Origin of the sequence: Micromonospora parathelypteridis, assembly GCF_014201145.1 — a bacterium.
GTDB lineage: Bacteria > Actinomycetota > Actinomycetes > Mycobacteriales > Micromonosporaceae > Micromonospora > Micromonospora parathelypteridis.
Window position 1 is genome coordinate 5,894,747 of sequence record NZ_JACHDP010000001.1, and the last position, 13,231, is coordinate 5,907,977.

Genomic DNA, 13,231 nt, shown 5'->3' on the forward strand with positions numbered 1-13,231 from the left:
TCGAAGGAACCGACCGCCACCGTAGGTCCGTTCAACGGTTGTCGGTGGTGCGGCAACCGTCGTCGCACCCGCTGGCGTCGCTGCCTGCGGCGGGGGAGCGCAGGGCGGCACCGGGGACGCAACAGGCGTCGCCGCGCCAGGCTTCACGGCCCTCCTTGACCGCGACCGCGGCGATGATCAAAGCGGCGGCGGGGTCGGCCCACCACCAGCCGAACAGCGAGTTGACCGCGAGCCCGACCAGCAGCACTGCCGAGAGGTAGGTGCACAGCAGGGTCTGCTTGGAGTCCGCGACGGCCGAGGCCGACCCGAGTTCACGTCCCGCACGACGTTGCGCGGCCGACAGGACCGGCATCACCGCCAGCGACACCGCTGCCAGGACCAGCCCGATCGTGGAGTGCTCCGCGTGGTCGCCGCCGACGAGCGCGCGCACCGACTCGACGGACACGTAGGCGGCGAGGGCGAAGAACGACAGCGCGATGACGCGCAGCGCGGCACGTTCGCGGCGTTCGTGGTCGGGGCCGGAGAACTGCCAGGCGACCGCGGCGGCGGAGGCCACCTCGATGACGGAGTCGAGCCCGAACCCGATCAGCGCGGTCGACGAGGCCATCGTCCCGGCGCTGATGGCGATGACCGCCTCGATCACGTTGTAGGTGATCGTCGCGGCGACGAACAGACGCACGCGCCGGATCAGGGTCGAGCGGCGGGCCGGCGACGGACCGAGCGCCACCAGCGGCAGAGGCGCGCCCATCAGCAGCACCCCTCGGATTCAGCGTCCGGGCAGGCGGCCGGGTCGACGGCCAGGACCAGGCCGAGTAGGTCCCCGAGGGCGTGTGCGAGGCGCCCGTCGGCGAGTTCGTAGCGGCTGCGGCGGCCTTCGGGCATGGCGACGACCAGGCCGCAGCCCCGCAGGCACGCCAGGTGGTTGGAGAGGTTCTGTCGGCTGGTCCCCAGCAGGTCGGCGAGGTCGGCCGGGTAGCCGGGACCCTCGCGCAGCGCGAGTAGGAGCCGGGCGCGGACCGGGTCGGACAGGGCGTGACCGAAGCGGGCCAGGACCTGTCCGTGCGTGAGCGTCTCCACTGCCTGACAGTACATCAGCCAATGAATAAACAGAACGCTGAACTGATTCGTCTAGCGCTCGGAGGTGGCCGCGGCGGCCTCCGCGAGGGCGGCCCGGACCGTGTCGACCAGTGGTTTGTTCGGGTGCTCGATCCAGTGCTGCACGGCGACCCGCAGGATGGCCAGGAAGGTGGCGGCCAGGACGCGGGAGCGCAATGCCACGTCGGCGCCGGTGAGCCGGTGAGCCAGTTCGCCGGCCAACTCGCGCTCGACGGCGCTGTACGCCGCGACCTGGTGTGCGGCCAGGCCGGGGTGCTGGCGTAGCTGCCGCCGCTGGGTCAGCCAGGACGGGTCGCCGTCGCCGAACAACTCCTCGGTGAAGCGTTGCGCCGCCCGGCTGAGTGCCGCCCACGGCGGCTCGTCGACGGGTTGTTCGCCGATGAGCTGCAACAGTCGGCGAAGGCGCCTGGTGTCGCCGTGGAAGAGCGCCTCCTCCTTGCTGGAGAAGTAGTTGGAGAACGTCCGCCGGGAGACGTTGGCGGCGTCGGCGATCGCCTCGACGGTCAGGCCGTCGAACCCCTGCTCGGCGGCGAGGCTCAGGGCCGCCTCGTGCAGGGCCAGGCGGGTGGCCGCCTTCTTGCGCTCCCGCAGCCCCGTGGTCTCGTCCATCGCCCTCAGCGTACGCGGGTGACGCGCTTCTCAAAGTGCAAACTTGCCTAATGGGCAAGATCGGTAGATGCTTGCGTGGGGCAACCATTTCGGGTGTGGGAGAGACGTGGACAGCGCGGTACGTGAACTCGTTCTTCGGCTGTTCGAACTGGCCAAGAGCGTCCGGCTGCTGAAGCAGCGCCGGGCCGACGAACGACCGGCCGTACCGCCGGGCCTGGTCGGCATGCTCCTGCAGATCGACCAACTCTCCAGCGGATGCCACGCCCGCGAGTTGGTGCACCGCACCCGGCTCGACCCGTCCACCGTCAGCCGCTCTGTCGCGGGGCTCGTCGCGCACAACCTGGTCGAGCGGCGGCCCGACCCGACCGACCGCCGGGCGAGCTTCCTGGCGATCACGCCGACCGGCCAGGCCGCCCTCACCGAGGCCTACGGCTGGTACGGCGAGGTGCTTGAGCGGGTGCTCGCCGACTGGACCCACGACGAGGTACGGGCGCTGAGCGGTGCGCTCGACCGGCTCGCCCACGACATCGACACCGCACTCGGAAACCACGACAACCTGGAGGCCGCGCGATGAGCGCACCCACCACAACGGCCGGCACCGAGCCGATGAACCATCGGCAGACGCTCGAGGCGCTCAGCGGCCTGCTGCTGGTGCTCTTCGTCGCGATGCTGAGCAGCACGGTCGTCTCGACCGCGCTACCGAAGATCATCGGCGCGCTCAACGGCTCGCAGAACCAGTACACCTGGGTGGTCACCGCGACCCTGCTCACCGCGACCGCGACCACCCCGATCTGGGGCAAGTTGGCAGACCTGTTCAACAAGAAGATCCTCATCCAGGTCGCCATCGTGATCTTCCTGCTGGGCTCGGTCATCGCCGGCTTCTCGCAGAGCGGCGGCCAGCTCATCGCCGCCCGAGCGTTCCAGGGCATCGGGGTCGGCGGCCTGCAGGCACTCGTCCAGGTGGCGATCGCGGCCATGATCCCGCCACGCGAGCGGGGCCGCTACAACGGCTACCTCGGCGGCGTCATGGCGGTCGCGACGGTCGGCGGCCCGCTGCTCGGCGGGCTCATCGTCGACACGTCCTGGCTCGGCTGGCGTTGGTGCTTCTTCGTCGGCGTACCCGTCGCCGTGATCGCACTGATCCTGCTCCAGGCCACCCTGCACCTGCCGACCGTGCGGCGGGAGAACGTCAAGATCGACTATCTGGGCGCCACCCTGATCGCCGCCGGCGTCAGCCTGCTGCTCATCTGGATCTCGTTCGTCGGCGGGTCGTTCGCCTGGGCCTCCTGGCAGACCGCGGCCATGGTGGGCGGCACGATCGTCCTGCTCGCTCTGGCGGTCTGGGTCGAGTCGCGAGCGGCCGAGCCGGTCGTCCCACTCGGCATCGTGCGCGAGCACACCACCGCGCTGGCCATCCTCGGCAGCCTCGCGGTCGGCATGGCCATGTTCGGCGGCGCCGTGTTCCTCGGCCAGTACTTCCAGATCGGCCGTGGTTTCAGCCCGACGGAGGCCGGCCTGCTCACCATCCCGATGATGGCCGGAGTCCTCGGGTCCTCGATCGTCGCCGGTCGGCTGATCACCCGGAGTGGGAAGATCAAGCCGTACATCGTCGCCGGTTCGATCACCCTCGTGGCCGGCTTCGCGCTGCTCGGCACCATCGACCACCAGACGTCGCTGGTCCTGGTCGGCGTCGCCATGTTCATCGTCGGCACCGGCGTCGGCATGACGATGCAGAACCTCGTCCTCGCCGTGCAGAACACGGTCGCGCTCAAGGACATCGGTGCCGCCAGCTCCAGCGTCGCGTTCTTCCGGTCACTCGGCGGCACCATCGGCGTCTCGGTTCTCGGCGCCGTCCTCGCCCGCCGGGTCGCCGACCAGATCACCCACGACCTCGCCGCCGCCGGGATCCCCGCCTCCGACAGCGCGGGCGGCAGCAACCTCAACATCACCGCGCTGCCCGACAGCATTCAGCACATCGTCCGGGCAGCGTACGGCGACGCCACCGGGCACATCTTCCTCATCTCCGCCGCCATCGGGATCGTCGGCATCATCGCCGCGCTCCTGCTCAAGCCGATCACGCTGCGGACCAGCCTCGACCTGCCGGACGCCGCCACGTCGACGGCCGTCGCCGCCGACGCGATCGACGGCGCGCCCGCCTTCGACCAGGTGTCGGTCGACAAGACGCCGGACGGAGCGACCAGCCGACGTTGACATCTGGCCGTACGACCCGGGGCCGCCGCCGTCATCCGACGGCAGCGGCCCCGGTCTGTCCGGCGTGGGCCGACACGCGAGCGCGACCGAATCGAGGCGTTGTGGAAACTGCGGAAATGGCAGCGGTACGGCCGGCGGCTCCCAGCCGGCGAACCGCCCCACTGCGCCGCGCGCTGCGCGAACTGGGGCTCGTCGCCGCACTGTTCCTGCTCTACAAGGCGGCGCGGGTGGCGGTGGCCGGCCGGGTCTCCACCGCGCTGGCCAACGGGGAGTCGATCTGGCACCTGGAACGCCTGCTACGCCTGCCGAACGAGGCCGCCCTCCAGCGCCCCGTGCTGTCCAGCGACCTGCTGGTGCACCTGGCCAACGGCTACTACGCGTACGTGCACTTCCCTGCCACTGCGCTGACGCTGATCTGGCTCTACGTGCGACACCCCGCGCACTACCTCTGGACCCGTCGGATACTCGCCGGTCTCACCGGGGCGGCCCTGGCGCTGCACCTCGTGTTCCCACTGGCGCCGCCCCGGCTCACCGCTCTGACCGGCATGGTGGACACCGGCCGCCGGTATGGGCCCGCCGTCTACGGCCCACCCGACACGGACGCGTTGAGCAACCAGTACGCCGCCATGCCGTCCCTGCACGTCGGATGGGCGATCGCCGTCGCCGTCGCGCTCATCGCGGTGACTCGCGGACGTACACGGTGGCTGTGGCTGGCGCACCCGTCCGCCACCCTGCTGGTCGTCGTGAGCACGGGCAACCACTACTGGCTCGATGGCGTGGTCGCGGCGGTGATGCTCGCCGTCGTCTGCTTCGTGCTGCCCCTGCCCGGCGGTGACCGTCCGTCGTACCGCCCGCCGCCGCAGCGCTCGCCCGGCCGCGCTCACGTCAGCTGAGACCCCGATTTCACCCGCGACGCCGCGACCAGCGCATAAGGCGCAGTTCGCCGACGGCGTCGTCTGCAGCACCGCTTCGATGTGCGCACGATTCGGAACGGGTGCATGGTTGATCCCAATCCCCGTAAGTAGTAACTTACCGTTCGTGGTGACTTACCAAGCAGATGACGGGTGGGACGCACTCGGAGATCCAACGAGACGCGCCATCGTCGCCTGCCTGGCCGAACGACCCCGTGCCGTCGGCGAACTCGCCGAAGTCCTGCCGGTCAGTAGACCGGCGGTTTCCCAACACCTCAGAGTGCTCAAGGACGCCGGCCTCGTTACCGACCGCGCCGCCGGCACCCGCAGGGTCTACCGACTCAACCCCGCAGGGGTCGCCGCCCTTCGAGACCAGCTCGACACGTACTGGAACCGCGCCCTCGAAGGCTTTCAGGACATCGCCGAACAACCCACCGAGGAGTAGTCATGACGGAAGCCACCGAAGTCGTCGTGCGCCGGCACGTCATCGTGCAGGCACCGATTGAGCGAGCCTTCACCGTGTTCACGGAACGGTTCGGCGACTTCAAACCGCGTGAGCACACTCTGCTCGACGCCGCGACCGCCGAGACCGTCTTCGAACCAAGAGTCGGCGGCCACATCTACGATCGCAGCGCCGACGGCGAGGTATGCCGATGGGCGCGGGTCCTGGTCTACGACCCACCGGAGCGCGTCGTGTTCAGCTGGGACATCAGCCCAACCTGGCAGGTCGAGACCGACCCCGACAACACCAGCGAAGTCGAGGTCACCTTCATCGCCGAATCCCCGGACCGCACCCGGGTCGAATTGGAGCACCGCAACCTCGACCGGCACGGCCCGGGCTGGCCCGCGGTCCGCGACGGCGTCGCCCACGACGAAGGCTGGCCCCTCTACCTGGCCCGCTACGCCAACCTGTTCACCGAGGGCAACTGAACCCCGTCGGTCGTCGTCACGCCTACATCGTCAACACGAGGGAGCCGTACCGCCCTACGACGCCGCCGTGGGAGTCGATCGACCGGGGCTCCGTTGGCGATCCGGGTCCCCACCGCCGGTGCGTCCGCGATGCGTCGCGCGGGTCCCCCGGCGCACCGGACCAGTAGATGGCCCCGTCTGTTGGAAGCGACCGCCGGGCAGGTGCTGCTGGCGTGGTCAGCGGTTGTTCGCCGATGTTGGCCGCCCACCACTGGACGGGGTGGCACCCTGGGTACGTGGACTGGGCAGGAAAGGTGGCATCGGGACTACGGTGAACGGCCTCTGATGCGTACGGCGTTGATCGTAGTAGCCGCGCTGGCGACGGCGGCGGTCGTGGATCTGATTTTTGGCCTGCTCATCCGACGCGTAGCCCGTGGCCGTCACAAGTGGTTGCTGGAGCCGTTACGGCATGCCTGCCGCCGCCCGGCGGCGGCCGTCCTGCTGGTTGGGGCGCTGTACTATGCGCTGCCGGCGGGGCCGGCCGGGTGGCAGCGGAGCCTGCGGCACGTCGTCCAGCTGGTCCTGGTCGTCCTCGGGGCATGGCTAGTGATCAAGGCGTTGCACGTCGCCGAAGCGGTCGCGTTCAGCCGACTGCCGGGCGACGCGGTCGCCAATCGGCGGATCCGGCGGGCCCGGACCCAGATCCGCCCCGTGCGGCGGCTCACCGTCGCCGTGGTCACCATCGTCGCGATCGGCCTGATCCTGATCACCTTCCGGCCGGTACGCCTCTTCGGCATCTCTGTGCTGACCTCGGCGGGAGTGGTCGGCGCATTGATCGGCCTGTCCGCTCGAACCGCGCTCGGCAACGCGTTCTCCGGCATCCAGGTCGCCTTCGCCGACGGTCTGCACGTCGGCGACGTGCTGGTGGTGGACGGTGAATGGGGCCGGGTTGAGGAGGTGAAGCTGACCAACGTGGTGATCCGGCTCTGGGACGAGCGGATGCTCATCCTGCCGACCACGTACTTCACCGAGCGGCCGTTTCAGAACTGGACCCGGAACGAGTCCCGCGTGGTCGGCAAGATCCAGATCCATGTCGACCACACCGCCGACCTGGACGACCTGCGCCGGGAGGCGCGCCGGCTGGTCGAGTCCTCGCCGCTCTGGGATCGTGACCAGTGGGTGCTCCAAATGGTCGACTCCACCCCGCAGACAGTGGTCATCCAGGTGCAGGCCTCGGCCGCCGACGGTGCCAGCGCCTGGGACCTGCGCTGCGACCTGCGCGAGGGGCTGATCCGCTACCTGCGCGACAGTCGTCCCCAGTGGCTGCCCCGCGCCCGCAATCAGTATCAGCCCTAAACGGCCTCCGCTGTCCATCGCGAACTGGCCGACCGGCAGGGCACCCGCACCGCGACCACGTCGGCGGGCTGGATGTCGCACATCTCGGCACCCATGCAGCCGGTCGGCAGGATGTCCGAGAGGAACAACACCTGATCGTCGCTCAGTTCGGAGCGAACAGCCGAAGATCGCGGAGACCGGATGACCGAACATCTTCTCCGCGATCCCGGCGTTGGGATTCGAATTCTCGCAGGTGGAGTACGCCTACGGCTTCAGCACGATCTTGCCTCGCGCGTGGCGGGACTCACTCAACTCGTGAGCGGCGGCCGCCTCTTTCAGAGAGAACACGGCAGCGACCGGCACTGTGAAACGACTCCGCTCGGCGAGTTCGCCGACGGCGGCGATTCCTTCGAGAGCCGGTGTGTCCGCGCCGGGGCCAGAGCCGCGCGATAGGTGCACGCCGTAGGTCGCGGCGTTGATGTCGGCGATGCTCACCACCCTGTCCGGGCTCGCGACCAGGCCGACCAGGTCGGGGAGAGAACCAGAGCCGGCACAGTCGAGTACGACATCCACCCCGCCGGGCACCAGAGTGCGGACCCGCTCGGCCAGGCTGGGCCCGTAGGTGGTCGGGATCGCCCCGAGCGAGGCGACGAACTCATGGTTGCGATCGCTGGCCGTGCCGATGACGGCCGCGCCACGGGCGACCGCGAGCTGGATCGCGGTCGTACCGACCCCGCCGGCCGCGCCCTCGATCAACAGCGTGGTGCCGTCCTTGACGCCCAGCCGGTCGAGCACTCGGGTGGCCGTCTCGATGTTGCCCGCCGCGCCGCCGGCCTGCTCCCAGGTCAGGGCGGCCGGCTTCGGTGCCCACGCGGCCAAGACGGCGTATTCGGCGTTCGCTCCGCCCATCTGGGCGTAGTCCGTGATCCCGAAAACCTCATCGCCTACCTGAGCCGTGGTCACCCCCTCACCGACCTCATCCACCACGCCGGCGGCGTCGACACCGGGCACGTGCGGCAGACGGAGTGGAATCCAGTCCTGGAATCGACCGGCGCGGACGTACGTGTCGGCCGGATTGACGCCTGAGGCCCGAACCGCCACCCGTATCTGGCCGGGTCCGGCGTGGGGTTCCGGTGCCTTCGAGACCTCAAGGACACTGGCGGGACCGTACTTGGAAAATTGCAAAGCCCTCATGCACACGGACGCTAACGCAGGCCGTTGTCCGCCTCGCTAAAGTGAGAGCCGTGACCGATCGTTTGCCTCACGCTCTTCGCTCCGACGCCCTGGACAACCGCGAGCGCATCCTCGATGCCGCCCGCGCGGTCTTCGCCGTTGACGGTCTGGACGTGCCGATGCGGGAGGTCGCCCGGAGGGCCGGGGTCGCACCCGCCACCCTGTACCGCCGATTTCCGACCAAGGAGATGCTGGTCACCGAGGCATTCGCAGAACAGATGTACGCGTGTCGCGCCGTTGTCGACGAGGGCCTTGCCGATCTGGATCCATGGCACGGTTTCTGTCTCGTGATCGAGAAAATGTGTGAACTGCACGCGCGCGACCGAGGCTTTACCGCAGCTCTCATTTCGACCTTTCCCAATGCAGTAGATTTCGACGCGCGCCGTGCTTACGCGCTCAAAGCGATCGACGAACTTGCCCGCCGCGCCAAGGAAGCGGGCCGCCTGCGCCCCGACTTTGTCCTGGACGACGTCATCCTCGTGCTCATGGCCAACAGCGGTATCCACACGACCTCGCCGACTACCCAGGTCACCGCCTCCCGGCGCTTCGCCGCTCTCGCCATCTCGGCATTCCAAGCCTCCCCGGATGTCTCGCCGCTCCCGCCCGTGGCGCGGTTGGCACCCCCGGCATCGGTATCCGGACGCAGCCAAGTGGGCTAGTACTCCGGTGGTACATGTGCCCACTCACCTGCCGCCGGGGGACTGCCCGCCTTTCTCGTCCCGCCAGCCATCGGGTCGGGGATGGTAGCCGTACGCGGCGGCCCGGACCGTTTCCTCGTTCTCCAGCCCGGAGCCGATCGCGCCGCCGACGGTGGCCAGCGAGCTGGTGATCCAGGCGAGCTTCAGATAGTCGGTGACGTTGACTGGCCGCTGCAAGGTCTGTTCCAGCACGGATGTGTCGATCAGCAGTGCCCCGACGAGCACTGTTCCCACGAACAGCACCACGTAGGACAGCGCCGTGGCCAGAGTGAGGGTGAGGATCGTACCCAGGTTGAACAGCCGTGCCAGCTCGTTCGGTGTCTCTCGGTCTGGTTTCTCCCACAGGTCGTGCGCGACGATCAGCCAGACCACCAACGCGGTCAGTCCGAGCAGCATGATCACGGCGAGCCGGAGTCCGCCGAGTGCATCGCCCATCTGCCAGATCGTGTTCGTGCTGAGCGCGAACACGGCCGTGCCGATCGCGCCGACCAGCAGCTTGGACAGGCCCAGCAGGGCGCGCCCCGGGCGGTTGGCGCGGACCATGCCGGTCAACAGCCGCGCCCGGCCGATCAGCCCGGAGGCGACGAAGCGCCGCTCGCCGGCGTCAGCCTCGCCGACCACTCGGTGGACGGCGGGGATCCGGCGTGCCATCTCGGCCGGTGCCCGGCCGGCCGGCGGCACCCGCTGGTCGGAAGCGTCGGTCAGCAGTCGGCTCACCAGATCCGGAACGGCGGCACGGGCTGCGCGCAGCTGGTGCAGTCCCAGCGCGGGCAGGGACACCACCGCGACTTGGCGCCGGGCGGAGGTCTGCGCGACCAGCGGCACCCGCTCGGCGTGCAGCGGCAGGTCGGTCAGGCAGATGGCGACGTCCCAATGGTCGTCGGCGCGCCGTTGAGCAAGATCGTTGAGCAGGGCCTCAACGCCGCCGTCGCGGCGCGGCGCCACCTCGCCCCAACCTTCCCGGACGGTCCACCGCACGCCCGCGTCTACTCGCTCGGCGAGCCTGCCGGCCAGCTCGGCGGTGAGCCGCGCGGCCACCCGGGCCGGGTGGTCCGGCGGGGTTGCTACCAGTCCGACAACGATCTCCGGGCGGTCCCGTTCGCTGTGCGTCATCGGTGCTCCTCACCGCTAGCCGGGCGCGGCCGTTGACGGCGAACAGACCGGAGGCGTCACGCGCTGTCGCGGCAGCTCCCGTGTCGGCTGAGGTAGTGGTAGAGCCAGGCCGCCGAAAGGAGCCCTCGGCCAGTCCGTACAGCGCCACCGAGAGGCCATCGTCGAACCGGGCACCCCGCCCACGCAGCCTAAGAGACCACCTCGATGGGTGTAGCGGGTTCAGCGCAAGGCGCTCTGGTGGCTCGCACCAGCCAGGCGGGTACCGGTGCGCGGACGGCGGCGTTGAGCCCTGGGGCGACGCACGTGCGAGTCGCAGGAGTCCTGCCCACAGGCATGTGTGACTGGCGGACCGATCTGTTACAAGTCGTGTCCGGCACCAGGGTTGGCGTTCCCGCCGTGCGCCATTCTCCGACTAGCACCTGAAACGGCCGAAGGTCCGAGGCATGAGCACGGCCCGGAGGGATGTAACCCCGGTACTCAGACGATGCCTCGTCTGATCAGCGGAAGCTATGTTCCGCCTCGGCCTCGCAGGCGTCCATGACTCGCACTCCAGGCCGTGCCGGGATCAAGGATATGTCGGCAACACGGCGTTCTGCCGCGGGCGGAGCTTGCCCGAGGTGAGACGGTGACAGCCTGATCCGCTTGATGCGGAACGATCAAGGCCATACGCGAGACTGAGGCATGCAGCCTGCAGCAGGCGATCGACCTATTCGCGGAGCGGGCGGAGTTTCTGAGGCGGGCGCGACCCAGTGACAATCCGTCGACAGACAAAAGCCCTGACCAGCGGAAACGCTGGTCAGGGCTTGAAGGTTGCCTATGGGGTCGTGGACCGCTCCCCGAAAACCTCCCATAAACCTGCTCCGGCAACCAGGTTCGTCATCCCGGTGCGCCCGTGGGTGCCGGGCGTGTGCGGGACGTCGCCACCCCGCGCGATCGGCACCGAGTCGCTCGACGATGTCCAAGACGTCCGGGTCCTGGGCGGGCAGGTCTCTTGCGCGATGAGGGTTGCCACGGTCTTGCGGAAGTGTGGGGTCGGTGTCGGCACGAGACTCACGCCACTGACGGCGGACGTCTCGCTGTCCTGGCTGTCGCACATCCATCGTGGGGGATTTCGCAGAGAGCCGTACATGTGACATCCGCGCCGACCGAGGTCGGCGCGGATGTCGACGAAGGCTGCCGCGCAGGGGCTTTCCGTCCACCGGAATCACCTGCCAGCCTAGCGGCGGAGCCGGACGACGATGCCCGGCCGGGTGTTCGCCGCCTCCTCGGCCTCAGGAGCCCCTACTCGTCCGCTCTGGGCCGACCGCGACCAGCGAAACCGAGCCGAGGACACCGAACGACGCCCGCACTTCCCGGCCGGGCACCAGGTCCACGGCGCCGGCCCAGGACCCGGCGAGCACGATGTCGCCGGCTCGGACGCCGTCGCCGTAACTGGCCAGGATGCGGATCAGGCAGGCCACGGACTCGGCTGGATGGCCCATGACGGCAGCACCGGTCGCGGTGAGGCGGCTACGGACCGTGCCGTCCCCCTCCCGCTCCTCGAAGACCATGCGCTGGGCCGCGAGGTCGAGGTCGCCGAGCGGGACCGGGGTGCCGAGCACCGCCATCGCGGACGACGCGTTGTCCGCGACCGTGTCGACGAGGGTGATGTCCCAACTGTCGAACCGGCTGTCGAGCACCTCGAGCACCGGGATCACCGCGGACGTCGCGTCGAGGACGTCCTGCGCCGTCACCTCGGCGCCGGTCAGGTCCTTGCCCAGTTCGAAGGCGATTTCGCCCTCGACCTTCGGGTGGATGAACCGCCCGGTGTCCAGGTGGATGCCGTCGGGTAGCAGCATCCGGTCGGTCAGGAAACCGAAGTCCGGATGGTCGATGTTGAACATTTTCTGGATCGCCTCGCTGGTGGCGCCGATCTTGCTGCCCACCAGGCGAGCTCCGTCGGTCAGTTCCGCGTCGCGCACCCCCCGCTGGACGGCGTACGCGTCGTCCAGCGTGAACTCCGGATGCCGCACGGAGATGTGTGGGACCGGGAGGCGTTGCCGGGCAGCCGCCCAGAGTTCGTCGGCAACCGCCCGGTGCGGTGTCATGCCGCGTGTTCCCGGGCTCACTACCTGACCGCCACGAAGAGTCGGCCACCGGGCAGGATCTCCGCGTGGCTCTCGACGTGACGGAAGCCGGCGGCCCGGAACTTCTCCAGCCACTCCTTCTCGCTGGGCAGGAAGATTTCCATGAAGGCGGCGTGCAGGTACGTGAAGAGCGCGCTGAACCTGCGCTCGTCCTCTCCACCGGCGAACGAGACGGCGTCGGCGACGACCATGGCTCCGCCCGGGGGGAGCGCGTCGCGGCACTGACGCAACACGGCTTCACACAGCGCGTCGTTCTGGACGATGTCGTGCAGGACGAAGCAGGCTGTAATGACGTCGGCGCCCTTGATGGGATCGGGGTCGTCGATGAGTGACTCGATCGGCCGTTCCACCACCTCCATGCGCTCGGCCACGCCGGCCCGAGCTGCGGCCGTCCGAGCGGCGGAACAGGCGGAGGCGCTGATGTCCACCGCCACGCCGGTGCGGGACGGGTCCTGTTGCAGCGCTTGGATGAGCAGTCCGCCGGCACCCGCGCCGAGGTCCACGATCCGCGACGCACCGGACGCTCGGGTCCGGTTGAGCACCGCGGGGTAGAAGGTTCGCTCACCGATCCAGCGTGAGCTCACCGCGACCCGGCGCCCGTCGCGAGGGTGCACCCTCGCCGAGCCCGCCCTGTCGAACATGAACTCCCGCGCGTTCTCGACGAGGGGGCTGTTGGCGGTGAGCGCCCAGGCGAGGTAGCCGGCCTCGTGCCTGCGCTCGGCGAAGTCCGGCGACGCGCAGAACACGCCAGCGTCGTCCGTCGGGACCACCAGGCCCGCCGCGGCGAGGGTTTCGACGTACGCGGCGACGCCCGCCTTCGGGATCCCCGCGGCCTCGGCGGCGGAGGCGATCGTGAACGGGTTACCGGGCTCCAGCACGTGGTCTAGTCCCAGTTCAGTGCCGATTTGCAGCAGCGTCGCGACCGCGGCGAGGTCGGCTGCGGACTGATTCTTCACTCGATGCCTCCAGA

The 13,231-nt window shown here is 69.4% G+C and carries 14 protein-coding genes; 7 read left to right on the top strand and 7 right to left on the bottom strand.

All coding sequences use genetic code 11. The annotated features are described in order from the left end of the window. Positions 1-31: 31 nt before the first annotated feature. Genes HNR20_RS26685 through HNR20_RS26695 form a run of 3 tightly spaced genes read right to left on the bottom strand, consistent with a single transcriptional unit; the run spans position 32 to position 1,725 of the window. A complete protein-coding gene (locus HNR20_RS26685; protein ID WP_184185211.1) occupies positions 32-748 on the bottom strand; it encodes a cation efflux transmembrane domain-containing protein in 717 nt (238 codons plus the stop codon). Further along, a complete protein-coding gene (locus HNR20_RS26690; RefSeq protein ID WP_311736885.1) occupies positions 748-1,077 on the bottom strand; it encodes an ArsR/SmtB family transcription factor in 330 nt (109 codons plus the stop codon). The genes HNR20_RS26685 and HNR20_RS26690 overlap by 1 nt, the downstream gene beginning before the upstream one ends. Positions 1,078-1,128: 51 nt before the next feature. Then, positions 1,129-1,725, bottom strand: a complete 597-nt coding sequence (locus HNR20_RS26695) for a TetR family transcriptional regulator (RefSeq protein ID WP_184185217.1) — start codon at positions 1,723-1,725, stop codon at positions 1,129-1,131. Between the two features lie 106 nt (positions 1,726-1,831). Between HNR20_RS26695 and HNR20_RS26700 the strand changes: the two genes are divergently transcribed. The 6 genes from HNR20_RS26700 (at position 1,832) to HNR20_RS26725 (ending at position 7,112) form a co-directional block, all read left to right on the top strand. Beyond that, positions 1,832-2,299, top strand: a complete 468-nt coding sequence (locus HNR20_RS26700) for a MarR family winged helix-turn-helix transcriptional regulator (RefSeq protein WP_221309925.1) — start codon at positions 1,832-1,834, stop codon at positions 2,297-2,299. Continuing rightward, positions 2,296-3,936 (top strand): MDR family MFS transporter, encoded by a 1,641-nt coding sequence (locus tag HNR20_RS26705; RefSeq protein WP_184185223.1) that lies wholly within the window; start codon positions 2,296-2,298, stop codon positions 3,934-3,936. The genes HNR20_RS26700 and HNR20_RS26705 overlap by 4 nt, the downstream gene beginning before the upstream one ends. 116 nt (positions 3,937-4,052) lie before the next feature. Further along, positions 4,053-4,829, top strand: a complete 777-nt coding sequence (locus HNR20_RS26710; RefSeq protein ID WP_184185227.1) for a phosphatase PAP2 family protein — start codon at positions 4,053-4,055, stop codon at positions 4,827-4,829. A gap of 79 nt (positions 4,830-4,908) precedes the next feature. Continuing rightward, a complete protein-coding gene (locus HNR20_RS26715; RefSeq protein WP_184185230.1) occupies positions 4,909-5,292 on the top strand; it encodes an ArsR/SmtB family transcription factor in 384 nt (127 codons plus the stop codon). 2 nt (positions 5,293-5,294) lie between these two features. Next, the gene (locus tag HNR20_RS26720; protein WP_184185233.1) at positions 5,295-5,777 is read left to right on the top strand and encodes an SRPBCC family protein; all 483 of its coding nucleotides are present in this window, start codon (positions 5,295-5,297) and stop codon (positions 5,775-5,777) included. A gap of 324 nt (positions 5,778-6,101) precedes the next feature. Then, complete coding sequence (locus HNR20_RS26725) at positions 6,102-7,112, top strand: mechanosensitive ion channel family protein (protein ID WP_184185236.1); 1,011 nt, start codon at positions 6,102-6,104, stop codon at positions 7,110-7,112. A gap of 243 nt (positions 7,113-7,355) precedes the next feature. Here HNR20_RS26725 and HNR20_RS26730 read toward each other — a convergent pair whose 3' ends face one another. Further along, positions 7,356-8,285 (bottom strand): NADP-dependent oxidoreductase, encoded by a 930-nt coding sequence (locus tag HNR20_RS26730; RefSeq protein ID WP_184185239.1) that lies wholly within the window; start codon positions 8,283-8,285, stop codon positions 7,356-7,358. 50 nt (positions 8,286-8,335) lie between these two features. On the opposite strand from HNR20_RS26730, the gene HNR20_RS26735 reads away from it, so the two are divergent. Beyond that, the gene (locus HNR20_RS26735) at positions 8,336-8,983 is read left to right on the top strand and encodes a TetR/AcrR family transcriptional regulator (protein ID WP_184185243.1); all 648 of its coding nucleotides are present in this window, start codon (positions 8,336-8,338) and stop codon (positions 8,981-8,983) included. Positions 8,984-9,007: 24 nt separating this feature from the next. Here the strand turns inward: HNR20_RS26735 and HNR20_RS26740 are convergent, their stop codons facing one another. The 3 genes from HNR20_RS26740 to HNR20_RS26750 all read right to left on the bottom strand — a co-directional run bounded on the left by HNR20_RS26740 (position 9,008) and on the right by HNR20_RS26750 (position 13,217). Beyond that, positions 9,008-10,135: a hypothetical protein gene (locus tag HNR20_RS26740; RefSeq protein ID WP_184185245.1), complete on the bottom strand. Its 1,128-nt coding sequence runs from the start codon at positions 10,133-10,135 to the stop codon at positions 9,008-9,010. A gap of 1,271 nt (positions 10,136-11,406) precedes the next feature. After that, positions 11,407-12,222 carry a 2-keto-4-pentenoate hydratase gene (locus HNR20_RS26745; protein WP_184185248.1) on the bottom strand — a complete coding sequence of 272 codons (816 nt, stop codon included), beginning with the start codon at positions 12,220-12,222 and terminating at the stop codon, positions 11,407-11,409. Between the two features lie 20 nt (positions 12,223-12,242). Further along, a complete protein-coding gene (locus HNR20_RS26750) occupies positions 12,243-13,217 on the bottom strand; it encodes a methyltransferase (RefSeq protein WP_184185251.1) in 975 nt (324 codons plus the stop codon). Between the last annotated feature and the right edge of the window lie 14 nt (positions 13,218-13,231).